Annotated in this window: 16 protein-coding genes, 1 tRNA gene and 3 pseudogenes; 14 read left to right on the top strand and 6 right to left on the bottom strand. The window is 66.7% G+C overall.

All coding sequences use genetic code 11. The features are described from left to right. Positions 1 to 347: 347 nt before the first annotated feature. From ACFPZI_RS27660 to ACFPZI_RS27675, 4 genes are all read right to left on the bottom strand, one after another. On the bottom strand, positions 348 to 884 hold the full coding sequence (locus ACFPZI_RS27660; protein ID WP_381368388.1) for a hypothetical protein: 537 nt from the start codon (positions 882 to 884) through the stop codon (positions 348 to 350). Positions 885 to 1,810: 926 nt separating this feature from the next. Continuing rightward, positions 1,811 to 5,245 carry a DEAD/DEAH box helicase family protein gene (locus ACFPZI_RS27665; protein WP_381368390.1) on the bottom strand — a complete coding sequence of 1,145 codons (3,435 nt, stop codon included), beginning with the start codon at positions 5,243 to 5,245 and terminating at the stop codon, positions 1,811 to 1,813. A 44-nt stretch (positions 5,246 to 5,289) separates the two neighbouring features. Beyond that, entirely contained in the window at positions 5,290 to 6,453 is a 1,164-nt protein-coding gene (locus ACFPZI_RS27670) for a restriction endonuclease subunit S (RefSeq protein WP_381368393.1), read from the bottom strand. Continuing rightward, positions 6,450 to 7,970, bottom strand: a complete 1,521-nt coding sequence (locus tag ACFPZI_RS27675; RefSeq protein WP_381368396.1) for a type I restriction-modification system subunit M — start codon at positions 7,968 to 7,970, stop codon at positions 6,450 to 6,452. The genes ACFPZI_RS27670 and ACFPZI_RS27675 overlap by 4 nt, the downstream gene beginning before the upstream one ends. A 422-nt stretch (positions 7,971 to 8,392) precedes the next feature. Here ACFPZI_RS27675 and ACFPZI_RS27680 point away from each other — a divergent pair. From ACFPZI_RS27680 to ACFPZI_RS27725, 10 genes and pseudogenes are all read left to right on the top strand, one after another. Next, positions 8,393 to 8,511: transfer RNA gene (locus tag ACFPZI_RS27680), tRNA-Arg, on the top strand. A 448-nt stretch (positions 8,512 to 8,959) separates the two neighbouring features. Beyond that, positions 8,960 to 9,619 carry a formylglycine-generating enzyme family protein gene (locus ACFPZI_RS27685; RefSeq protein ID WP_381368399.1) on the top strand — a complete coding sequence of 220 codons (660 nt, stop codon included), beginning with the start codon at positions 8,960 to 8,962 and terminating at the stop codon, positions 9,617 to 9,619. Between the two features lie 208 nt (positions 9,620 to 9,827). Next, entirely contained in the window at positions 9,828 to 11,399 is a 1,572-nt protein-coding gene (istA, locus tag ACFPZI_RS27690; RefSeq protein WP_381368401.1) for an IS21 family transposase, read from the top strand. Next, a pseudogene (gene istB, locus ACFPZI_RS27695) lies at positions 11,396 to 12,211 on the top strand (IS21-like element helper ATPase IstB). Before istA ends, istB begins: the two are co-directional and overlap by 4 nt. 346 nt (positions 12,212 to 12,557) lie before the next feature. Next, positions 12,558 to 13,163, top strand: coding sequence for a hypothetical protein (locus tag ACFPZI_RS27700; protein WP_381368404.1), 606 nt, complete (start codon positions 12,558 to 12,560; stop codon positions 13,161 to 13,163). Between the two features lie 549 nt (positions 13,164 to 13,712). Beyond that, positions 13,713 to 14,294: a hypothetical protein gene (locus ACFPZI_RS27705; protein ID WP_381368406.1), complete on the top strand. Its 582-nt coding sequence runs from the start codon at positions 13,713 to 13,715 to the stop codon at positions 14,292 to 14,294. A gap of 788 nt (positions 14,295 to 15,082) precedes the next feature. Continuing rightward, positions 15,083 to 15,976, top strand: a complete 894-nt coding sequence (locus ACFPZI_RS27710) for a serine hydrolase (RefSeq protein ID WP_381368409.1) — start codon at positions 15,083 to 15,085, stop codon at positions 15,974 to 15,976. A gap of 329 nt (positions 15,977 to 16,305) precedes the next feature. Beyond that, entirely contained in the window at positions 16,306 to 16,644 is a 339-nt protein-coding gene (locus ACFPZI_RS27715; RefSeq protein ID WP_381368412.1) for a hypothetical protein, read from the top strand. Between the two features lie 221 nt (positions 16,645 to 16,865). Next, positions 16,866 to 17,399, top strand: a complete 534-nt coding sequence (locus tag ACFPZI_RS27720) for a GNAT family N-acetyltransferase (protein ID WP_381368566.1) — start codon at positions 16,866 to 16,868, stop codon at positions 17,397 to 17,399. 49 nt (positions 17,400 to 17,448) lie between these two features. Beyond that, positions 17,449 to 17,695 (top strand): annotated as a pseudogene (locus ACFPZI_RS27725) (mycothiol transferase); the annotation flags it as partial. Positions 17,696 to 17,775: 80 nt separating this feature from the next. Here the strand turns inward: ACFPZI_RS27725 and ACFPZI_RS27730 are convergent. After that, positions 17,776 to 19,359 (bottom strand): Na+/H+ antiporter, encoded by a 1,584-nt coding sequence (locus tag ACFPZI_RS27730; protein WP_381368415.1) that lies wholly within the window; start codon positions 19,357 to 19,359, stop codon positions 17,776 to 17,778. 60 nt (positions 19,360 to 19,419) lie between these two features. On the opposite strand from ACFPZI_RS27730, the gene ACFPZI_RS27735 reads away from it, so the two are divergent. The 4 genes and pseudogenes from ACFPZI_RS27735 to ACFPZI_RS27750 all read left to right on the top strand — a co-directional run bounded on the left by ACFPZI_RS27735 (position 19,420) and on the right by ACFPZI_RS27750 (position 23,649). Further along, positions 19,420 to 19,680, top strand: coding sequence for a UBP-type zinc finger domain-containing protein (locus ACFPZI_RS27735; RefSeq protein WP_332424962.1), 261 nt, complete (start codon positions 19,420 to 19,422; stop codon positions 19,678 to 19,680). Between the two features lie 299 nt (positions 19,681 to 19,979). Next, a pseudogene (locus tag ACFPZI_RS27740) lies at positions 19,980 to 20,336 on the top strand (MMPL family transporter); the annotation flags it as partial. A gap of 82 nt (positions 20,337 to 20,418) precedes the next feature. Beyond that, positions 20,419 to 22,092 (top strand): SDR family oxidoreductase, encoded by a 1,674-nt coding sequence (locus ACFPZI_RS27745; RefSeq protein ID WP_381368418.1) that lies wholly within the window; start codon positions 20,419 to 20,421, stop codon positions 22,090 to 22,092. A 165-nt stretch (positions 22,093 to 22,257) separates the two neighbouring features. Further along, positions 22,258 to 23,649 (top strand): cryptochrome/photolyase family protein, encoded by a 1,392-nt coding sequence (locus tag ACFPZI_RS27750; RefSeq protein ID WP_381368421.1) that lies wholly within the window; start codon positions 22,258 to 22,260, stop codon positions 23,647 to 23,649. Positions 23,650 to 23,779: 130 nt separating this feature from the next. On the opposite strand, the gene ACFPZI_RS27755 is transcribed toward ACFPZI_RS27750, so the two are convergent. Then, on the bottom strand, positions 23,780 to 23,953 hold the full coding sequence (locus ACFPZI_RS27755) for a hypothetical protein (protein ID WP_381368424.1): 174 nt from the start codon (positions 23,951 to 23,953) through the stop codon (positions 23,780 to 23,782). Between the last annotated feature and the right edge of the window lie 120 nt (positions 23,954 to 24,073).

A 24,073-nucleotide genomic window follows, 5' to 3' on the forward strand; every position in this document is an offset into this window, starting at 1 on the left:
GCCCCGCCCGGCGGCGCGCTGCGTGCAAGCGGGCAAGGGCGGGACGTCATCCGCGGGCACAAGATGATGCCTCCGGCGGGGGATCGGCCGGCACCGGGATGGAGGGGGCGGCGTTGCCGACCGCAGGCCCGTAGTGGTGCGCGTGGGGTGCTCCCCTCCCGTCCACCGTCGACCCAGGCAGAGCCGAGCAGACGCGGCCCCTGGCGTCCAGGTCGTTCGTACAGTGGCGCGCTCCACCTGGACGCCAGGAACCACGCCCGCTCCACGGTGTGTGGGTCGACGGCGGACGGGATGGGAGCTGGGGAGAGTGGTGGGCTGAGATGGACGACCTGTCCAGCACGCCGTCGTCATTCGAATGAGTAAGAGGCTTCCGTCCACCACCGTGGCTGCGCACGACGCTGACGCCAAACCGCGACAGCCTGATCAAGGTGCCCCAAACTGGTGAATGAGACGAAAGCTGTATCCGCTAGCTCCCCAGTTTGCCGTTCAGCTTGCCGAAGCTCTGCAGGTTGATTCCGATCAGTCTTCAGGGCTTCCTCAACGGAGGCTGCTAGTCGGCGGTGTAGAGACTGCCTGGTGACGCCGTACGAACTTGCAAGAACATCCCAAGGGATGCCGCTATGGCGGAGCACCGCGATGATGAGAGTTTCCATCTCCTGTTGCTGGTGAGCGATCTCCCGCGCGAAGCGCAATCCGAAGACGGGCCCGTCCACTGGTTGAGAGATGGTCGCTGCCGAAGCCGCCAGGTCTAGTGCTGCCTTGGACAGGCTGGTGATCAGCCCGAGCCAGCGTTCATCCATGTCAGGAGGCATGCGCTCAGGCTGCCAGACGCTTGTCAGCAAAATGCTGACATCGACGAAGAAGCCTCCCTTGAAGCTGGTCACGCAACCGCAGTCGCCCAGCTTGGGCGTCCCGCTGACGTGGCCACAGGAGGCTCGCATGCAATCCATGAACCGCAACACCAACGCCAGCACAGAGACTCCAACGACACCTTCTGTCCCCGAACCCACCGAAAGCGTTACCGGGCGAGCCGCTGCGCCAATCGCGGGATCAATCGCTGCTTGGTCGGTACTGAGTGGTGGTGAAGCGGTCATCGTTGCCACTACCAAGTTGATTGCTGTCTTGACTATCTACGTCATAGCGGTGACTATCCGTGACGCTCTCACCGGCCGCGTGCAACTGCTAGGGCGAGTTAGGCAGGCGTTCAACGGCCGCAGTCGGATGCTGCTTCGTAGGCGTCGCAATCCTGGCGTACCGCAGACGGACCACCAGGAGGACGACCACAGGCGACGATGATTCATAGCAGGTCGAGAGGGTTCGCCCGCATACACAAGACGCTGGAGTAGGCCATGATCTTCATGGAAAGCGTGGCCTACCCCAGCCGTCTTCACCCCGCCTGTCGGGCCGTCGCGGGGCCGTCGAAGGGCACTCAACAGCAACCAACACTGACAATCACCGACAGCTAAGTCGCAGGTCGCAGCGTTGATCGATTACACGGCCACAGGTTAGAGACCCGGCCCTTCACTTCTTTGACTACTGGTGGCACTCGACGGCGTTGACTCGCCCATTAAGACTCCACCGACCTCCGGGAGCACGTTGTCATCGCCGGTGGGATTCCACTTCAGGCGCAGCGGGCGTCGTCCATCCACTCGGCTGCAGCCCGCAAGGTCATGTCCACCACGTGCGCGGCGCGCCGTGAACGGCGGGCCGAGAGTGTCGGGATAGTTGACCTAACGCCCGGCCCGGCCAACGGATCACGGATTCATCGATGCAACGCACACGCACTCCAGACTCCCCGGAGGTTACACCGCTACGACGCCTGTTCCAGCGGAATCGCCGTGACGCGAATCGCGTCCAAGATCGCCACGACAGTATCGACGTCCTCCTCCGCAAAAATGTCCTCGGGGCCGGTCGGCGCGATGGCGGTGAACGGCGCCTCGTAGAGATCCCCAGCTTCCATAATCCCGCGCTGGGCAAGGAAGTCGACGATCTGCTGGAGGAAGTCCATCTGCTCGGAGGCGAGGGCCCGTCCCGCCTGAAACTGGTCGAACGCGGCAGTCGCGGCCCCACGGTCCAGCCCGCCCAACGACCGCAAGAACAAGCCAAGCCCGCCAGCCCCCTGCTTAGCCCTCTCCAGGTCAGCGTCGGTACCGATGCCCTGCTCGATGAAAGTGCGTTCCAGCTCGGTCAGGTCGGCCGAGGTGATCTGGCGGTTGCGACGCAGCTTCTGTACAGCCAGATGATCCTCGTGTTTGCGCAGGTACGCCCGCACCTTCTGCTCGAAGCGCGACCACTCGGTACCCAGGGCCACGCCGCGCAGTTCGGTGGAAGTGATCTCGCCGAGCTCGTCCTCGAAGTCGGTGTAGACGATGGTGCGGGCCTTGCGTGGTATCAGTTTGACCAGTCCCCGGATACGGCGGCGCATAGCCTCGAGCATGGGCAGCGTCACGTCTTGCCACCAGGCCTCCCCGGACATCTCCTCAAGGAGCTGTTGCTGTGCACGAATGGCCGGGATGGTCGTCGAGTCCAGCAACGCAGAGGCGATCTCCTGCACCTGCGTACGGAGCCGGTCCCAGCCGGGCTCAGCGTTCAACTGGGTGAGCTGGAGGCGCAGCGCGAGCAGATCGAAGCGCTTGGCCTCCTCGCTCATGTCGTCATCCCGGTACTGGGTGGGCAACGCAGCCAAGTGTTCGGTCAACTCGGTGTGCGACTCGGGGGTGAGGCGGTGCCAATTGGAGAAGTCGGCATAGACCTCGACCTGCTGGCGGTGGGGGCGAACCAAGAAATTGTCCGGGTTCATGTTCTCCACCGTGCGGTGGAGATTGCGGGCGACAGCCCAGCGCAGCCCGGCCTCGGTGCGGATGCCCTCAGGGTCGTCGTCGGATTCGGCAGCGGCGAGGTCCGGGTGCCGCTGGTCCAGGACGAGCAACAGGTCGACACGGTTCTGGAACAGCCTCTCGCCGAGCGAGGGGGCGAGTCGGCCTTCGGCCGGCATGAGGTCCTGGTTGAAGAACTCCACGTTCTGGCACAGGTCAAAGACCATGAACTCGCTCTTGTCCTGGCTCGGCCCGAACAGGTCTGGGCACAGGCGGGTGCCGCGGCCGATCATCTGCCAGAACTTGGACTTGGAGCGAACCAGCTTGAAGAAGAGCAGGTTGACGACCTCGGGCACGTCGATACCGGTGTCCAGCATGTCGACAGAGATCGCGATGTGCGGGTCCTTCTCCTTCTGCGCAAACTTGTCGATCAGGTCCTGGGCGTAGTCGTATTGGTAGGTGATGACCCGCGCGAAGTCGCCGCGGTACTCGGGATAGTTGACGTTGAAGCGCTCGGCGATGAAGTCGGCGTGCGCGTTGTTCTTCGCGAAGATGATGGTCTTGCCGAGCCGATCCCCACCCGCGACCTTCAAGCCGTGGGTCATCAGGGCCGCCAGGGCCTTGTCCACGGTGTCGGAATTGAACAGGTACTTGTTGAGCTCCTCGGAGTTCACCGAGTCGGGGATGTTGCCCTCATCGTCCCACTCCATCTCGTCCCAGCGCTCCTTGTCCTCCTCGGACAGGTCTGCGTAGCGTATGCCCTCCCGCTGGAACTTCAGCGGGACGTCGACGGTGCGCGGTGGCACGAGATACCCCTCGTCTACGGCCTCGTCGAGGCTGTAGACATCGGTGGGGACGCCATCCTCCAGGTGGAACCGGCGGTAGGTGTTGCGGTCGACCTCATCCTTGGGAGTCGCGGTCAGGCCGACGAGGAGCGCGTCGAAGTAGTCGAAAATCGCACCATATTTCTGATAGATCGAGCGGTGGGCCTCGTCGATGACAATGAGGTCGAAATAGCCGGGTCCAAAGATCCGCAGGTCGTCACTGGTCTCGTTGATCAGCCCCATCATGGTCGGGTACGTGGAGATGTAGACCCGGGCATCGGGGTTCTTCTCGGTCAACAGGTTGATCGTCGGCACGCCAGCGAGGTGCTGTTTGAAGGCGTTCGTGGCCTGCGTGACTAGGGCCTTGCGGTCGGCGAGGAAGAGGACGCGCTTGGTCCAGTTGGCGCGGATCAGCAGATCGACCAGGCCGATGACGGTACGGGTCTTGCCAGCACCAGTCGCCATCACCAGCAGCGCCTGCCGCTGCAGGTCCCGCTCAAACGTCTCGCCAATCCGGCGGATCGCCCGGGTTTGGTAATGGCGGTCGGCGATCTGCTCGTTGATCCGTACTCCAGCCAGGGCCTGTCGGCTTACCCGGCGCTGGACGAGCAGTCGCAACTCGTCTTTGGTGTAGAAGCCCTGAACCTCGCGGGGCGGGTAGCGGAGGTCGTCCCAGAGGTGGGTCTTGTAGCCGTTGGTGTAAAAGATGATGGGCCGCTGTCCGTACATCTGCTCAAGGCAGTCGGCATATAGCTTCGCCTGCTGTTGCCCCTTCGTCACATCGTGTGTGGTCCGCTTGGCCTCGACCACGGCCAGTGGCTTGCCGTCGTCTCCCCACAGGACGTAGTCCACGTACCCGGTACCAGTCCCATACGGCATCCCGGTGACCTCGAATTCCCGGTCCCGGGGATTGTTTAGCGCCCACCCGGCCTCCTTGAGGAGGAGGTCGATGATCAGGTGCCGGGTCGCGGCCTCGTTGTAGTCATGGGTATCGGGCCGAGCGGCATTGGCCGCCTTGGCCGCCTCAATCTCGGCCCGGAGCCGTGTAATTTCCGCTTCCTTGTTAGCGTCCCGCTCCTTGATGGCGGCGAGCTCGGCATCCAGTTTGGTGTACTTCTCGGCCTGTGCCTTGAGCTCGGCCTGCTTCTTCAGCCGCACCTCGGCGGGAAGCGGCCGGGGGATGACCGCTTGATCGAAGGCCAGGCCAGCGGCGGGCAGGTCGGCGGGGTTACGGGAGTACCGCCGAGCTATCCAGTACATGACATGGAACAGCTCGGCGACCACCTTCACCGAGTCGTTCGCGGCCACAGGCCCGGGCCGATGCACGGCGGCGTTTCCCTGCCGCCGGATGATGTCCATCTTCGTCCGGATGGCAGGACCGACCAAGTTCACCATCGTCGGCTCAGCGATCATTGCCGCCAGGTCGTTCTTGTAGGGCGGCCGAAGCGTGCTGTCCGCCCGATACAGCCACGTCACCGCGACCTCCAGCGCGCGCCGCGCGTAAAAGCACGACGCGCGCGGGTCCGCAAACGCGATCCGTTCGGCCCTCGTGGTCTCGTCATGGAGCTCAGGCCACTCGGCCTGCAGGAACACAAAGTTGCTCACGAAGTGACCTTCCCCGGGGTGACGGTTACGGCTGGCGGCACGGCTTACGTGAGCGAATCGTCCCACAACTCCCCACTGAAAGCGCGGTGTTGCGCGGAATCGAAGAGGGCGTCGAGTTCGGCGAGATGCGTTTGGTGTGAGGACTTAAGCCGGGCAAGTTGATTGATTCGCTGGTCAAACTCCTTCTGCATTTCGAGTGGCGGAAGAAGGACGGGAAGCGCTTTGATTTGCCCTTGGAATAGATTTGCCTGACTTGACGCATTTGCCCGCTGTAGCATGCGCGCCTTGAGGGCCGATGTCTGGAGAAGGCCGGCAAGATAACCGGTGGTGATTACATCCCTCTTTGGTCTGATCAGAGCTACACTTCGAACTAGAGTGAACGGTTCATCGGTCTCGACTGGCGCAACTCGCCCAATAGTCCCCGAACAGGAAATGAGTACATCTCCGCGACGAGGGTCGCATCGTCTCTTGATTCGCTCGTATTCGTCGACCCCTACGTAGTCGACATTTCCAAAATCAAGGTGCCCGCTTCTCACATTGCGAGCAGATAGCAGCTTAATTCCTTCCGATTCCCTCTTAGGCGTCAAGTGCTCTCCATCGGTCACCTTCTCGGCGATCTCTTCCACGGTGGATTCACGCAGGCAGTGCGGGTTTGCGATTGGCTCTCCGAACATGTCGGTGAAGATGGACTGAGTGAGATCATCGAGAAGGGCCATGGCCTTCCGACGCTTAGCGCGCAGCGCATCGATCCGCCCCAGCACCTCTGCGATTCGCCGCTGCTCTGAGAGGTTAGGAGCGAAGAATCTTGTAGCCAGCAAGTCGCCCTTGTTGACGTGCTTCATAGTGGCGCCATGTAGATGGCGCTGCGCTTGATCAAGGACGCGTACAAGTGCGTATCTTAGATACAGTTTATCGACCTTGGAATAATCTGGCTCTACCCGAAAGATGTGCTGATTCAGGACAGCCACATCCGGCCCTTGCCATTCGAATACTCCAAGGGTGGCCGACCATGAAACCAGCAGATCTCCCGGATGAACTTGGATGCTCGAGGGGGTGGGTCGGCGCGTACGGTTGAACGGCTTCTTGGAATCGGTAAGATTCTGAATGCGAATGATCCGGGAGCCGTCCTCGCTCCATTCGGACGACTTGAAGGCGGCGCCATTCGTGAACCTGGCCACTTCACCCAGGGTGGAGTACTGCGACATCATCCCAGCAGTCCCTTCAGCTCCGACATTCCCTGCTGGATTTCAGTTTCGATCTGTGCCAGCTCGTTTATGATCTCGACCGGGGCACGGTGCGCGATCTCCTCGTGGACGATTTCCTTGTAACGGTTCAGGCTCAGGTCGTACCCCTGCGCTGCGATGTCCGCCTTCGGGACGCAGAAGCTCTGTTCAGTTCGCTTGCGGTCACGCTCGCTTCCGTTCCGCTGCGCCCAACGTGCCAGCACATCCGGCAAATTGTTCTTTACGTGCTCCACTGCGTCCAGCGGCGCACCCACCAGTGCGGCCCCGAGCTTGTCCTCGGTCAGCAGCGGCGACCGCTTGTCGTCGAGGCTCCAGCCATCTGCCATGACCTCGTAAAACCACACGTCATCCGTGCCGCCGCTGTCCGTCCGCGTGAAGAATAGAATCGCCGTGGACACACCCGCATACGGCTTGAATACGCCGCTTGGGAGCTTGACTACAGCGTCCAGCTTGTGCTCCTCGACCAACATTCGGCGAAGCTCCTTGTGCGCCTTCGACGCGCCGAACAACACGCCCTCCGGGACGATGACAGCCGCTCGGCCGCCTGGCTTGAGCAGCCGCAGGAACAGAGCCAAGAACAGCAGCTCGGTCTTTTTCGTCTTGACGATCCGTTGCAGGTCCTTCGCTGTCGCCTCATAGTCGAGACTGCCGGCGAAGGGTGGGTTGGCGAGGATCAGCGAGTACTTGTCGGCCTCGGCGGCTGCGCTCTCCGCCAGCGAGTCCCGGAAGCGGATGTCCGGGTTCTCCACGTCATGCAGCAGCATGTTCATGCTGCCGATCCGCAGCATGGTGCTGTCGAAGTCGAAGCCGTGGAACATGCTGTTGTTAAAGTGCTGCCGCTGCTCAGCTCCCATCAACGCATCGTTGTGGGTGCGGCTTACATATGCAGCGGAGGCCACCAAGAAGCCCGCGGTTCCGCAGGCCGGGTCGCAGATCTCGTCCTCCGGGCCCGGCGCCGTCATCTCGACCATGAGCTGGATGATATGACGCGGGGTGCGGAACTGGCCGTTCTGTCCGGCAGTGGCGATCTTGCTGAGCATGTACTCATACAGGTCGCCCTTGGTGTCCCGCTGGGCGAGGGGGATGCCCTGGAGCATGTCGACGACCTTCGCCAGGAGAGCAGGGTTCTGGATTGTGAACCGGGCATCCTTCATGTGGTGTGAATACGTCGACTCCTCGCCCCCCAACCCCCGTAGGAACGGGAAAACCCCATTGGCGACGATCTCCAGCATGCTATCCGGTGCCTCGTTGGTGAAGCGGGACCACCGGAGGAGCTGGGTGTCCTCGGTGAAGACCGGGTTCTCGATCGGCTTGCCAGTGCGGGCGGCCTTCCGCTCCTTGGCGATCTGGATGTCATCCAGACGCCGGATGAACATCAGGTAAGTGATCTGCTCGATGACCTCCAACGGGTTGGAGATGCCACCTGACCAGAAGGCGTCCCAGACACGGTCAATCTTGCTCTTAAGCTCACCGGTAATCACGGAGCGCAGCGTACCTGAGCTCACTGACGCCGCAGGCAGCATCTGCAGTGCTGGGCGCCCGGCTGACATCAACAGGCCCACATGTCAAGGGACAGCGGGAGACGACTGACGTACCTTGCCCCGCTCTTGCGGTGGTGGAAGAGCCCACAGCGACGGGGGAAAGACGTTGCATACGCCTGCGAATCATGAGGTCACACCACTACGAGGTGACTCAACTCTGGCCGGACCGTCTCAGTCTCACCACCGCAGCACAGACCCGTCCCCGGCAGTGCGGCAAACCCAACGATCACTCCCAATGATCCGAGCATGTACGCAGGTGAACGAGTCTGGACGCCGCCCAGCGGCCCACCTCCAGGCTTGGAAAGGGTACGCTTCTGTGATCTTGGTTAGCGGCAGCCTTGGTATTCGTCGTGCTCTCCGCGGCCTATCTGTGGACCAGCGACGTACGGCCTACAGCTTGCGCCCGCCTGACCTACTAAAACGCAGGAGTCACACGGGGCCTCCGGAGCCGTGTGCGCAGGTTCGAATCCTGCCGGGGGCACTCGCCACACAGCCAGCAAGAATCAAGCGCTGAGCTGGGCGGATGCCGACATGAGAGAGCGGGAGTCAGTCTCACTGACTCCCGCTCTTTCTTGCTCTCTCTCACTGTCCACGCACTATCTGCGATACACGCGACACACCTCCGACACAGCCTCCCGGCGGGTGCGCTACCTCGTGGCGGCGCGTCTCGAGCCAACTCCTAGGCCCGAGGTGCGGTAGGGCGAGTACCCGGAGCTGTTTGTAAGCGCTTCTTTGGGCTCCACCGCACGGACGAGAAGTGGCTCCACGGCGTACGAAGTTGATCTGGCCCCACCGCTGAGCGGACGGAGGTGCTGGGCGCTGGTCTCGCAACGGCTCCGCTGCCTCCTCAGATCCCTCAGAGAGATCGGTAGAGCGGTGGGAAGACGCCGGTAGGGTGGGCCATTGTGGACGCGGGGGCAGGAAACGAGATGGTTGCCGTCCCGTCGGGACGGGTGACGCTGTCGGACCGGCGGACGCAGAGGAATTGGCCGGTCGAGGTCGCGCCGTTTCAGATGTCGGCGTTCCCGGTCACTCAGTCTTGGTACGCACTAATCACCGGCCGACGGCCGAGTAGCACCCAAGGCGAGCGGCTGCCGGTTGAGGGTGTTTCGTGGTGGGACGCGGTCCAGTTCTGTAACGCCTTGTCCCGGCGCGAGGAGCTGACGCCCGCGTATGACCTGTGCGTCGACGACGAGACGGCCGAATGGGACACCTCCGCAGACGGGTACCGGCTGCCGACCGAGGCCGAATGGGAGCACGCCTGTCGTGCGGGGACCACTGGCGCGCGGTACGGCCAGCTCGACGAGGTCGCCTGGTACCAAGGCAACTCTGATGGGCGGATCCATGCTGTCGGCGGCAGGCAGCCCAACGCATGGGGGCTGCACGACATGCTGGGCAATGTGTGGGACTGGTGCTGGGACGTCTACGACGCCGAGGTGTATGGCACCTACCGGGTGCTCCGTGGTGGTGGATGGGCCGACGAGCACTGGAGCTGCCGGGCGTCGGTGCGGCGGCGCAGCCACCCGACGTTCCGGATCGACGACGTGGGATTCCGCATCGCGCGCTCCACACCACTGCCTCGGCCATAACAGCCTCATTCTGAAACGGTCAGTTAAGCGGGTGTGACTGGCTCCGATGTCGGGCGCCGTGCCCTCTTTGGAGTGAATGCGCTGCTCCATCCGTCCGGCGACGGCAGGGTGTGTGCGTCGATCACGGTCGTGTCGGGAGGCCGGGGTGAGTTTGTCGCGGGCTGAGTTGTTCGCCGCCATCCGGAGGGACAGGCGTCTCGATCCGGAGATGTCGCAGCGGGCCCTCGGGGAGAAGTACGGAGTGCACCGGCGGACGGTGCGCCAAGCTCTCAACTCGGCGGTTCCGCCGCCGAGGAAGAAACCGGTGCCGCGGGCGACGGTTCTGGACCCGGCCAAGGGCTGGATCGACGCGATGCTGCGGGAGGACCTCACCGCGCCGCGCAAGCAGAAGCACACCGCCCGGCGAATCCACCAGCGGCTCGCGCAGGACTACGGCTTCGACCAGGCGTCATATTCGACGGTCTGCGACTACCTCCTGGTCCGCCGCCCGCAGATCGAGGCCGAGGCCCGGGAAGGCCACCGTCATTTGGACGGGATGGTTCCTCAGGTGCATCTTCCCGGCGAGGAAGCGGAGGTCGACTTCGCCGACGTGTGGGTCCGGCTGGCGGGCGAGGTGGTCAAGTGCCACCTGTTCACGCTGCGGATGTCGTACTCGGGCAAGGCCGTCCACCGGGTCTATGCCTCGCAGGCCCAGGAGTCCTTCATGGAGGGGCATGTCGAGGCGTTCAACGTGCTGGGCGGGGTCCCGGCCCGGCACATCCGTTACGACAATCTGAAGCCGGCGGTCAACCGGATCTGCACCGGCCGCAGCCGGGTGGAGTCCGAGCGGTGGCTCACTTTCCGCGCTCACTACGGCTTCGATGCCTTCTACTGCATCCCCGGCCAGGAGGGCGCCCACGAGAAGGGCGGAGTCGAACACGAGGGCGGACGCTTCCGCCGCACGCACCTCGTCCCGGTTCCCGACGTTGCCTCGCTGAGCGAGCTGAACGAGAAGATCGCCGCGATCGACGCGGCCGAGGACGCCCGGATCCTGTCCGGCAGGCTGACCACTATCGGTTTCAACTTCACCATCGAGACAGACCAGTTGGCGCCGTTGCCGTTCGAGGAGTTCGAGTGCGGCATCACGCTGACACCGAAGGTCGACCGCAGCAGCCGGATCACGGTCCGCCAGTGCCACTACTCGGTGCCTGCCCGTTTCATCGGGCAGAACGTGCGCGTGCTGCTGCGGGGCAATGAACTGCTGGTGTTCGAGCGGCGGACGGTCGCGGCCCGTCACCCGCGGCTGACCCGGCGGGGCGAGTTCCGCGACGAACTCGATCACTACCTGGAGATCCTGCTGGCCAAGCCGGGCGCCATGGCCGGCTCCACGGCACTGGCGACCGCCCGGCAGACAGGATCGTTCACCGAGGTCCATGAGGCGTTCTGGGCCGCGGCCCGCACCGCGCACGGAGACGCGGCCGGGACCAGGGCCCTGATCGAGGTTCTGCTCCTGCATCGGCGCATGCCGGCCGAGGCGGTCCAGCTGGGCATGGCGGCTGCGATCCGGGCGGGCGCCGCCACCGCGGACGTCGTGGCCGTCGAGGCACGCAAGGCCGCCGCGCAGGCACCGGATCCGGCCGAGCATCTTGACGACGGGGACGATCCGCCGCCGTGGGCCGAGCCCAGCGGGGTGGTGTCACTGACGGCCCGCAGAGCCCAACTGCCCGAGGACAAGCGCCCGCTGCCGACTGTGAGCCACTACGACCAGCTCCTGACCCGCCAACCGAAAGGCACTGCATGAGCACGACCGCTGCACCCACCCGCCAGCACGTCCCTCCGCCCCGCCGGGATGTCGGACCAGAGGAGGCCGTGGACACGGCCATTGACGAGGCATGCCGGAGCCTGCACCTGCCCACCATCCGCAGCCGGGTCGGGGAGATGGCCGACGAGGCGATGCGTCAGCGGTCCAGTTACAAGGACTTCCTGGCTGACCTGCTGGAAGCCGAGTGCGCCGAACGTGAGGAACGGCGCAAACAGCGGCTGGTCAGGGACGCCAACTTCCCCCGGCCCAAGCGACTAGAGGACTTCGATTTCACCGAGAACCCGAATGTCACACCGGAACTGGTCGGCACCCTGTCGGACCCGGCCTGAGTCAAGGCCGGGCAGCCGCTCTGCCTGATCGGCGACTCAGGCACCGGCAAGTCCCACCTACTCATCGGGATCGGCACCGCCATGGCCGAGGCCGGACTCAAGGTCCGCTACACGACCACGGTCAACCTGGTCAACGAGCTCGCGGAAGCCGCCGACGAGAAGAAGCTGGCCCGCACCATCGCCCGCTACGGACGCGTTGACCTGCTCTGTCTGGACGAGTTCGGATATCTCGACCTCGACAAGGCCGGAGCCAAACTGCTGTTCCAGATCTTCACCGAGCGCGAAGAACGCAGGGCTATCGCCATCGCGTCGAATGCTCCGTTCTCCGAGTGGAAGCAGACCTTCACCGACCCCCGACTCTGCACCGCGATCGTCGACCGCGTCACCTTCAACGCACACATCGTCGAGACCGGCACCGACTCCTACCGCTTCGCCCAGAGTCAGAAGAAACGACGCCGCTGACCTCGAACGACAGCTGCGGCCGGCCTCCCTCACGGGACGCCGGCCGCAGCCGCGTTGGGCCCGGCCGCCAAGTCCCAGTGCCGACCGGACCATCGCCCGTTCTCGTCCAGCCGCCACGGGCACTGGGCGGCCCGCAACCTGAGTCGAGTCGGGTCGGCAGCCTCCACGCACCTGTCGGGGGCACGCTGACGGAGGTCTGGCCGAGGCTCCAAAACTACCGCGCCGACCCCCGGTCTCGGCCAGCGGAACCACTCGTTCGAAGTGGGGCCAAATCACCTTGCTACAAGGGCGTGAATCACACCAATAAACGCCCCCTCCAACCGGTGAGTGGAGCCAAAAGAACTCCGTGCACTGGAGCCAAAACAAGTGCTTACAGACAGTCTGCGCGGAGGTCGGCGCCTGGTACGAGGCGTACGGCGCGATCGAGAACACCTACTACGACACCGACTACGCGCGGGGGGCGAGGGCGAGCACTGTGTGCGGGGATGCAGCCGAGGCTGCGCTGCACCGTGCAGGGTTCGAGACGCACTCCTTCGACACGGATGCGGAGGTGTATCACGCCGCGTTCATTGCCCTGTCCAAGGCTGGAACTGTCCATGACTGCCGGCCACTCGCACGCGCCGCACTCGACGTCCTCGGCGCAGACCCGCTGTGGTGCTCCGACGTGATTCGCACCCGTGGCCGCGCCCCCTTCACCTACGAGACCACCATCTCCCTTACCGGTCCCGAGACACGCCTTGCCATGGCCGCTCGTCATGCCGCGCGCGCGATGGCCACCGCATCTGCCGTCAGGTTCAGCGGAGACGAGCAGTGGTACGAAGCCGCCAGCCTCATGGTGGAGGCCGTCTGGTACATGAGCGTGGCCGCTGGGCTCCCACCGCTGCACAACCGTCGCGCATACCAGGAGTTCTATTCGTCCTACATGGACGGCTCCCTCCCCACAAAGTCCTGACCCCTGCAGCAAGGGCGCAGGCGACGACAAGGGCCCCGAGCCGTGTGCGCAGGTTCGAATCCTGCCGGGGGCACTCGCCGGATCACCTACGAAAATCCGTACGTGACCAGGGCGGATGCCGACAGAAGAGGGCGGGAGTCAGTCTCACTGAGGCTGCCCTCGGCCCGTGCAAGAGGTGGCGCGCGGCCGGCGCTGGCAGGTTTTCTCCTGGCCATCAACGAAGCCCGACCGTCAGTTAGGTCCCGGACGTGTTTCCGGACCGCCCCCAGACAGGCCGGGGATGCAACCATTCCCTCCAGAGCTGGAACCCCTGGAAGCCGACCGCGCGCTTGAGACCATAGCCGCAGACACTGACAACGGGCCCGCTATGAATGGCAGTTAGGGTCTTTCATTCGGATCATGCAGGGTTCGTGTGCCCCGGCATAATGGGCGGGCCCCTGCTTCAGGGCTCCCGGCAACAGCCTAGAAAAGTCCGAGGGTTCCGCAGAGGCGTACCGGGGGGAGTACCTGCCGTGGGGCGAGTCCTTCCGACTTCACGAAGGGGGCATCATGGGCGCCAGTTGGGCGGGGTTGTTGATCGCCATGGTAGGTGTGGCAGGAACGCTGGGAGCCGCGCTGCTGACACAGAACCGCGCGGACCGCACCAAGCGCATGGAGCTCCAGGCCGCCGCTGAACAGCGGCGCGAGGAACGCGGTCATGCCGAGGAGTTGCTCCGGGCGGAGCAGGCCAGACAATGGCAGCGCGAGAGCCTTGAACGGCGGCGCACCTGCTACATCACACTGAACACTGCCTCACGCCAGTACCTGACGGCGATGACCAACTATCTCTACTCGCTTCAACGCAGCGAGGAAGTTGACACGTCCCTGAAGAATCTGGAGGCGGGCAGGCTGGCCTATCGGGACAGCTACGCGGAATCCCAGATGGTTGTTCCGGACGCGGTGTTGCGCGCCTCCGGCACGGCAAAGAAGCGTTTGAACGCCGCGTACGGCAAGCTCAGGAAGTACGGAGCGGCACCCTCCACATACGCGGAGGAACTGGCGACGCTGGAGGGTGAACTCCACGACGAGGTCTGGCCTTACCTGGGGGTACTGAAGCAGTCCATGCGCGCCGATCTGGGCGTCGACGAGTAGCTTTGGCCAGTCAGCCCCGCACCACAGCCGCACCAAAACGGGCGGGGAACAGCGGTAAATCACGGTGAAGCCAGGTATCACCGCCAAGGCCGCGCCCCAACCGTTCGCCCAGTTCAGGGGCTGATTCGGCCCACATGGTCGCAGCTTCCCAAGCTGAGGACTCCGAAGCCGCCGCCACGGGCCGACCGCCGCGGCTAATTCTGGTCGGCGACACACGACGACACACGACGGCAGCGCGGCTGAGGCCGGTGAGGGTGCAGCGAGGCACCCCGCATTGCACAGCATCCCTCACCGGCACTGAGACAGCCGACGTACTCCACGCCCAGACCAACCTCGATGACACCCACAGCCACGCCGCGCAACTCCCCCAAACGCTGCAAGGCGCTCACCGGGAAGAGTGACGTGGATAGGCCACCGCACCCGGGGGCCAGGGGGTGGCGCGTCGCACGACATGGCGGCGCGGGGCAGGTGCACAGGGCCGCGAGAGACGGGTCTTCGCTTCATTTCCAAGGGGCCGTCAGGTGGCGTCTGCCGTGAGCGTGTTACGCCTTTAGGGGGAAACCGTCCCGGGATGCGGCGCGCCTCACCCCGGAAAAGACTGTGGGCGTGGTTCTCCCTCCGGCTGTCTCCCGCTTGTGCGATTGAGGTTCCCGATGAATCCGAATCATGCTGCCTGTCCACCCCACGGAATGGGGCACCAGCCTGTCCCGCCCGGCCCGAGCCGACACGACAAGGCCTGCGCGCGGCGGGAGCGGATACAGCTGGTGCTGGCATGCTCAGCAGCGGGCATGCTGCTCACGGGCTGCTTCACTGCCGGTCACACCACAACCGGTGCCCGGGTCGGACGCCCCCTGGCACAGAACCAGGCACCTTTGACGCCGGCAAACAGCAAGCCGGCCCAAGCGCCGCCAGGCCTCCCCGACGCGCGGACGCCGGCCCCGACGGATGTGAACAACGCGCTCACTCGTTTGCTCGAACCGATTCGGAAACAGAGCGGCACTCAGGTGTCGGTCGCCGTTCTGGAGCCCAGGACCGGCCGACGGACGGTGTACGGCTCACAAACACACATCACCGCGAGCGTGGTGAAGGTAAATATCCTGGCGGCACTGCTGCTGCGTGCCCAGCGCGAAAGACAGTCGCTCACCCCGTGGGAGACATCCACCGCCGCCTCAATGATCCAGAGCAGCGACAACGACTCCGCAAGTGCCCTGTGGCAACGTATCGGCGGCGGCCCAGGACTCGCTGACGCCAACAAGGCCCTGGGGCTGACCTCCACCCAAGCAGGACCAGGTGCCTACTGGGGCCTCACCCGCACCACCGCGGCAGACCAACTAACCCTGTTGACCGCCGTGTTCACCGACCATTCACCGCTCAGCGAAGCCTCACGCCACCTGATCCAGACCTTCATGGGCCGGATCGACGCCGACCAGGCCTGGGGGGTGTCTGCGGAAGGCAGCCGTTGGCAGCTCAAGAACGGCTGGCTGCAGCGCTCCCAGTCGCAACGCTGGGCAATCAACAGCATGGGGCGAGTCAAAGCACACGGGAGCACGTTCTACATCGTCGTCCTCTCTCACGGCAGCCCGAGCATGTCTCACGGCATCTCCACGGTGGAGCGAGCAGCGCAAACAGCCGTACATGCCCTTCGTAGCACCGCCCCTCCTGTGTCCCCGATCATCCACTGACCTCTTTCCTGCCGACCCGAGGCCGCATCTGCTGCCCATGGAGAAGGAAGGCATGGTGGGCGACGGTCGTCTTGCCGTTTTCTCCTGCCAGGACCGGACCTCACGAGCACCGGTATCCACACCGAGACGGCCTCCCGCCGCTTCCGCCGGCTGACGCTGTTCACGTGGTCCACGGCTGGGCCGTCCGAAGCCGCTCAACAGCAGCCAACGACGAGCCTCGGAGGAGAAGCTCGGAGCACTCCTGGTGCTCCTGCCTCCGGGATCCGGGCTCCCGGAGGAATGGGAGGTGCGGGGCAACGGCAACGGACTGGCCGGAGAAACTGCCGCACATGGCGGAGTGGGTGAAGTCCAGGCATGGCTGGATGCTCATCGACTTCCCGGTCGACAGCGGCCTCGCCTTCCTCTCGGCCGTGGCGAACTCCGGCCCCCGGAACGCGTTCTACGTCCGGATGACGCACTGGGCGGCTCCGGACGCATGGGCCGTGGAGGTCAAACCGATGGACGCGGCGATGTTCCATGAGGAGCTGCCATCACGGTTTCGTCCGCAGCTGCTCCAAGTGAGCTTTCCGGCGTACGACCTGCCGGAACTGACCCGGCGCCTGCGCGAGCACGCTGCGGGCCGCTCGACTCCGCCCGCCCTCACCGATTGGAGCACCGTCGGCCGTTAGACCGCCGTGGGGTGTCCTCTCGACGACCGCTCCCGTCTGCCCCGAAACCGGCGGGAGGCTCCGGGCCGTGCCTTGGCGCAACGCTTTCTGCGTCGACTGCGGCGACTCGGCCTGCGGCATCGGGCGATGGGCGAGGGGCGGCACGGCGACGGGTCGGGGGGTGTCCGCTCAGGCGAAAGTGGTTTGCCGGCTTGGAAGCCGCGTGGGTAGCGTCGTCGTCCGTGACTCCTACTCTGCGCACCGAGCGGCTGCTCCTGGAGCCGTACGTACCCGAGGACGAAGAGGACTTCGTCGCTCTGTTCCAGGACACGAGGGTGTCGCAGTGGATGGGTGACGGCCCTGCTTCCGAAGCAGCGGACCGGGCACTGTTCGGGCGGATCTTCACGAACGTCTATGCACGGGATCTGTTCGATGTCTGGGCCGTTCGTCGCGACGGGCTCCTGGTCGGGCATGCCGAGATCAAGCCGACCGACGTCGTCGGAGGCCACGAGATCATCTACGCTCTGGCGCCCACGGCATGGGGGTCCGGCCTGGGGACCGAGCTGGCAGAAGCGATCGTCGCCCACGGCTTCGACAGCCTCGGACTGACCACGGTGCATGCCACCGTAGCCGCACCGAACGAATCCTCCCTGATGCTGCTGGACAGAATCGGTTTCGAGCATGTCCGGGACATCGAAGAGGATGACGGCAGCACCACGCGCGTGCTGACCCGCCGCCGTACTGCGACGACCGACAAGTCGCCCTCAGCCCGGTAGAAGCGAGCAAACACCTGGATCGTGACCGGCGGACGCGTGTCACGGACGCGCCGACCCGGCGGTCGTGGAGGACGCCTGGCGGCAATGGCGGACCGAGGTGGAACTCACCGGCCGATTCCTGGCAGGCGTCACCGAACTCGGCACCCGGAGCGCCGGTTTCTCCGACCTCGGTCCCGAACCCGGTGGGGGCCGTGCAGCTTCGCGATGTCCTGGTGGCGCAGATCGCGGAGTACGCGCGGCACTGCGGCCACGCCGACCTCCTGCGCGAGCGGATCGACGGCCGCGTGGGCCAGTGATCACCGGGCTCGCTCACCGCGGAAGCACGGTCGCCGCCGTCGTCACCGGGCGCCCCTTCCCGTGAGCACGGGGAACCGTTCTATGCCGTCTCCCGATACGCCGCCGCCTCCTCCAGGTCCAGCCGCCGCAGCAAGGTACGCAGCATCTCGTCGTCGAGGTAGCGGGCGTCGCGGAGTCTGACGAACACGTCACGCTCCGCGCTGATCATCTCCCGCGACAGCCGCCGGTAGGTGTCGTCCACGGACTCCCCGGTGACCGGGTTGGCCTGGCCCAGACGTTCCCAGACGGCGTTGCGGCGGCGCTCCAGGACGATGCGCAGACGGTCGGCGAGCGGGGCCGGAAGAGCGTTGCGCTCGTCGGACAGGAGCTCGTCCAGCCGCTGTTCGGCGACCCGCGAGGCCTGCGCCTGGGCGTTGGCCTCCGCGAGGGTCTCGGCCTGGATGTCGCGCCCGGGGATCTTCAGCAGATGGATCAGCGGGGGCAGTGTCAGACCCTGCACCACCAGCGTGCCGATGACCGTGGTGAAGGTCAGGAAGAGCAGCAGGTTGCGCTGCGGGAGGTCTGCGGTGAGCGGGATCGAGAAGGCGATGGCCAGCGAGACCACGCCGCGCATGCCGGCCCATGCGATGACGAACGGCGACTTCCAGCCGAGTCTCCCCTCGCGTTCCCGGATCCGCGCCGACAGCAGCGGTGGCAGAAAGGCCGCCGGGTACACCCACACGAACCGCGCGGCGACGACCACCGCGAAGACGGCCAGCGCGTACCAGGCGGCCTCGGCACCCGCATACTCCCCGAGCCCCTTGAGGACGATCGGCAGTTGCAGTCCGATGAGCGCGAACACCGCGGCCTCCAGGACGAACGCGACCATCCTCCACACCGCCTCCTCCTGGAGCCGGGTGGCGAAATCGACCTCCCACGCGCGGTGTCCCAGATAGAGCGCGACGACCACGACCGCGATGACCCCGGAGGCGTGCACCTGCTCGGCGGCGGCGTAGGCGACGAACGGGATCAGCAGGGAGAGCGTGTTCTGCAGCAGCGCCTCCTTCACGTGGGTGCGCAGCCAGTGCAGCGGAACCATCAGCACCAGGCCGAACGCGAGGCCGCCGAACGCCGCGAGCAGGAACTCGCCGATCCCCCCGGCCCAGGTCGCGCCCTCGCCGACGGCCGCCGCCACGGCCACCCGGAACGCGGTGATAGCGGTGGCGTCGTTCAGCAGGGACTCGCCCTGGAGGATCGTGGTGATCCGGGACGGCAGTCCGACCCGGCGCGCCACCGCCGTCGCCGCGACCGCGTCCGGCGGGGCCACCACGGCACCGAACACCAGAGCCGCGGTGAGCGACAGGCCCGGCACGAGCAGGTACAGGGTCCAGCCGACGACGAAGGTCGCGAACAGTACGTACCCCACCGACAGCAGCGCGACCGGCCGCAGCTGCGCCCGCAGACCGAGGTAGGAGCTGTCGGTGGCAGCCGTGTACAGCAGCGGGGGCAGGACGAGCGGAAGGACGATGTGCGGGTCGAGCGTGTAGACGGGCACGCCGGGGACGTAGCTGACCGCGAGACCGGCGGCGACCACCAGCAGCGGGGCCGGCACCGGAGTGCGTCTGGCGGCGGCGGAGATCGCGGCACTGCCCGCCACCAGCAACAGCAGCGGCATCACGTCCATGTCGTGCCCACCCTCGAATCTCCGCGCAGTGACCCGTGCAGCCGTCGTAATCTGGCCATCATGAAACAGTGCACGCACGCCGACGCGCTGCCGCTCCCGGAACCCGTCCCACTCACCGAGACGTGTCCGGAGTGTCTGCGGGACGGCACGGATCCGGTGCAGTTGCGCCTGTGTCTCAGCTGCGGTCACGTCGGCTGCTGCGACTCGTCGCTGGGCCGGCACGCGACGGGGCACCACCGGGAAACGGGCCACCCCGTGATGCGGACCCATGAGCCCGGGGAGAACTGGCGCTGGTGCTTCGTCGATCACGTACTCGTGTGACCGGACGGAACCCGGGTACCGGACGGTTCGACCGTCTGACGTCTGGGTACGTCAATCCGGCGCACGCTCTTCCCCTGTGTGCCCGCAGACCTGCGACCGCGGAGCGTACTCGTCATTCTACTATGAGTGAAGGCGCGGGGTCGGGGTCCCTGGGACAGGACCATTGAGAGCGCGGTGGCGTCGCCGCTGAACCACGTATCGCGTCATCCGGGGGCGATCCCGGCCCTGAAGGATTCCTCTTCGTCATGCGGTGGCAGCGGGTCGACGGTCCGCTTTGCGGGCTCTGCGGCATCGCACTGGTACGGGAGACGGCCCTCACCCACGGCAGTCGGCAGGGCGTGCTGCGCGGGCTCACCACGACCGGCGGGGTCATCACCTCGGCCGGTGTCGTCCTCGCGGCGACGTTCGCGGCCCTGATGCTGATTCCCCTGGCCTTCCTGGTCCAGATCGCGTTCATCGTGACCCTCGGCGTCCTGCTCGACACCCTCGTGGTCCGCTCGCTCCTGGTACCCGCGCTCGTGATCGACATCGGTCCGCGGGCGTGATGGCCGAGCGTCCTGGCCCGCAAGGGCGATGCGGGGGCCGGTGCCGACTCCGGGTCCGGTTCCGGTCCCGCCTCCGACGCCGGGTCCGGGCCCAGTTCCCGGCCCGGCTGAACGGGCGCGGGCACCGCGCTGCCGCCATGATCGGACGAGAGGAAGAGGAAAGCGGCCTCGGGCGAGCGCGGAGGAGACGGACATGGGCACCGACGCGGGGATGAACGCGGGCTCGGACGGACAGCGGGACGCGGGCTCGGACGGACAGCGGGACGCGGGTCCGGACGGACAGCGGGACGGGGGCGGCGCCGAGCGGCTGCACTGCCTGGTCACCGGCGCCTCCGGATACATCGGCGGGCGCCTCGTACCGGAGCTGCTGCGGGCCGGCCACCGGGTGCGGTGCCTCGCCCGCACCCCCCGCAAGCTCCGCGACCATCCCTGGGCGGGTGACGTCGAGACGGTCCGGGGTGACGTCACCGACCCCGGTTCGGTCGCCGCGGCCCTGCGCGGGATCGACGTCGCCTACTACCTGGTGCACGCCCTCGGGACCGGCTCCGGGTTCGAGGAGACGGACCGGCAGGCGGCCCGGACCTTCGCGGAAGAGGCCCGGGCCGCCGGCGTACGGCGCATCGTCTACCTGGGCGGGCTGACCCCGCGCGGTGTCCCGGAGCGGTCCCTGTCCCCGCATCTGCGCTCCCGCGCCGAGGTCGGGCGGATCTTCCTCGACGGGCCGGTGCCCGCCACCGTGCTGCGGGCCGCGGTCGTCATCGGTTCGGGGTCGGCGTCGTTCGAGATGCTGCGCTATCTCACCGAGCGGCTGCCGGTCATGGTGACCCCCAGCTGGGTGCACACCCGGATCCAGCCGGTCGCGGTACGCGATGTGCTGCGGTACCTGGTGGGCTCGGCCGGCATGCCCGCCGATGTCGACCGGGCGTTCGACATCGGCGGGCCGGACGTCCTCACCTACCGGGAGATGATGCGGCGGTACGCCGTCGTCGCCGGACTGCGGCGGCGGCTCGTCGTGACGGTGCCGGTGCTCACCCCGAGCCTGTCCAGCCACTGGATCGGGCTCGTCACCCCCGTACCCGCCTCCCTGGCCCGGCCGTTGACGGAATCGCTGCGCCACGAGGTCGTCTGCCACGAGCACGACATCGCCCGGTACGTGCCCGACGCACCAGGAAGTCCACTGCCGTTCGACGAAGCACTGACCCTCGCGTTGCGGAGGGTGCGGGAGGCGCAGGTCGCCACGCGCTGGTCGTCCGCGAGCGTGCCGGGCGCGCCCAGCGATCCGCTGCCCACCGACCCCGACTGGGCCGGCGGGAGCCTCTACCGCGATGAGCGCCGGATGCCGGTCGAGGCGTCCGTGGAATCGCTGTGGAAGGTGATCGAGGGCATCGGCGGGGACAACGGCTGGTACTCCTTCCCGCTGGCCTGGGCGGTACGGGGCTGGCTGGACCGGTTCGTCGGCGGTGTCGGCCTGCGGCGCGGGCGGCGTGACGCCGAGCGGCTGCGGGTCGGTGACTCGCTGGACTTCTGGCGGGTCGAGGAGATCGAGCCCGGCCGGCTGCTGCGACTGCGGGCCGAGATGCGGCTGCCGGGCCTCGCATGGCTGGAGATGTACGCCGGCACGGACGACGAGGGCCGCACTCATTACCGGCAACGTGCCCTGTTCCACCCGCGCGGGCTGCCGGGCCATGCCTACTGGTGGTCCGTCGCCCCGTTCCACGCCGTCGTCTTCGGCGGCATGGCCCGCAACATCACCCAGGCGGCCGCGAAGGGCATGAGCGCGCACGGGGCCGATGCACGCGCGGGCCGCCGCGAAAGCCATGAGTCCGCACGACACGTACGGCGCGCACGGCGCCTGCGCCGCGGGTGACGCGGGTGACGCGGGTGACGCGGGTGACGCGGGTGACGCGGGTGACGCGGGTGACGGTGGCCTGCCCGGCGGCAGTGTGCCCGGCTCCGCATCCGCGTGCCGGGAACAGCCCGAAGAGACGGCGAGAAAGCAAGCAATGCCTCATGCACGACCAGGAGTAGCCCCATGACCGTCGCGGTCGTCCTGTTCACCTCGGATCTGCGTCTGCACGACCATCCACCGCTGCGCGCCGCGCTCGCGGCGGCCGACGAGGTGGTGCCGCTGTTCGTACGCGACCCAGGTGTCCACGCGGCCGGCTTCGACGCGCCGAACCGTGCCGCCTTCCTCGCCGACTGTCTGCGGGATCTCGACGCCTCGCTGCGCCGGCGCGGCGGCCGGCTCGTCGTGCGTACGGGGCCGGTTGTCCGGGAGGTCGGCGCGGTCGCCGCGGAGTGCGGGGCCGCGGAGGTGCACATGGCGGCGGGCGTCAGCGGCTACGCCCAGCGGCGGGAGGAGCGGCTGCGGGAGGACCTCGGCGGGCGCGGGGTGGCGCTGCGGGTGCACGACGCCGTGATCACCGCCGTCGCCGCCGGGGCCGTGACGCCCGCCGGGTCCGACCACTACGCCGTGTTCACCCCCTACTTCCGCCGCTGGTCGCAGGAGCAGCTGCGGGGAACCTGCCCGGCGCCGTGCACCGTGCGGGTCCCCGACGCGGTGCGCGGCGAGCCGCTGCCCTCCCGTGACGGCATGTCCGGCCTCTCGCCCGGCCTCCCCGCCGGGGGCGAGACGCAAGGGCGCGAACGGTTCGCCCGGTGGGCCCGGTCCCGGATGCCGGCGTACGAGGAGGGGCACGACGATCTGGCGGGCGACGCGACCTCCCGGCTCTCGCCCTACCTCCACTTCGGGGCCCTCTCGCCGGTGGAACTCGTCCAGCGGGCCCGCTCGCGGGGTGGAGCCGGGGCGGAGGCGTTCGTGCGCCAGTTGTGCTGGCGCGACTTCCACCACCAGGTGCTGGCGGCGCGGCCCGAGGCGTCCCGGCGGGACTACCGCCCCCGGCACGACCGGTGGCGGACCGAGGACGAGGCGGCCGAGGACATCGCCGCGTGGCGGGAGGGCCGTACCGGCTATCCGGTCGTCGACGCGGCGATGCGCCAACTGCTCCACGAGGGCTGGATGCACAACCGGGCACGGCTGCTGGCCGCGAGCTTCCTGGCCAAGACGCTGTACGTGGACTGGCGGGTCGGCGCCCGGCACTTCCTGGACCTGCTGGTGGACGGCGACCTCGTCAACAACCAGCTCAACTGGCAGTGGGTCGCCGGCACCGGCACCGACACCCGCCCGAACCGCGTCCTCAACCCCGTGCGCCAGGGCCGGCGTTACGACCCGAGCGGCGCCTACGTACGGCGCTGGGTACCCGAACTGAAAGACGTGGACGAGCGGAACGTGCACGAGCCCTGGCGACTGCCGGAGGACCGGCGCGCCGCCCTGGACTACCCCGCCCCGCTGATCGATCTCGCCGACGGGCTGACCCGCTTCGCACACGCCCGCGGCCTCAACCGTGACGGCGACCGTGCCTGATGCCCGGTTCCTGACGGTTCCGGGGTGAGGACTCGGAACGAGGCGTTCACCGCGTAATGGGCGCGGACAGGTCGACGCCGAGGGCGTGCGCCGCGGTGCGGGCGGCCAGCCTGGTCAGGTGTCCGTCGCCTCAGCCGATGCCGAGCACGCCGTCCGTGTCCTGGAGACGTGCGGCGTTCAGGAGCGGGGTGTTGGCGGGGTCGTTGAGGGCGTCGTAGCGCGCCTGGTGGTCGGCCCAGTGCCGGCCCTCGTATCCGTTCCACGCCTCGGCCTGGTGGGTATTCACGATCCGGTTGTCGCCCATACGCCCCATGGTGCCGTACAGGGCTTCCGATCGGACCGTGCCGTCCCGGTGGCACCACTGCTCGCGCCACCTCTCGCACCCCCACCGGCACGACCGATTGCTCACCGATCACCCCCTCAT

This window comes from Streptomyces chlorus (assembly GCF_042655885.1).
In the GTDB taxonomy this organism is placed as follows: Bacteria; Actinomycetota; Actinomycetes; order Streptomycetales; family Streptomycetaceae; genus Streptomyces; species Streptomyces chlorus.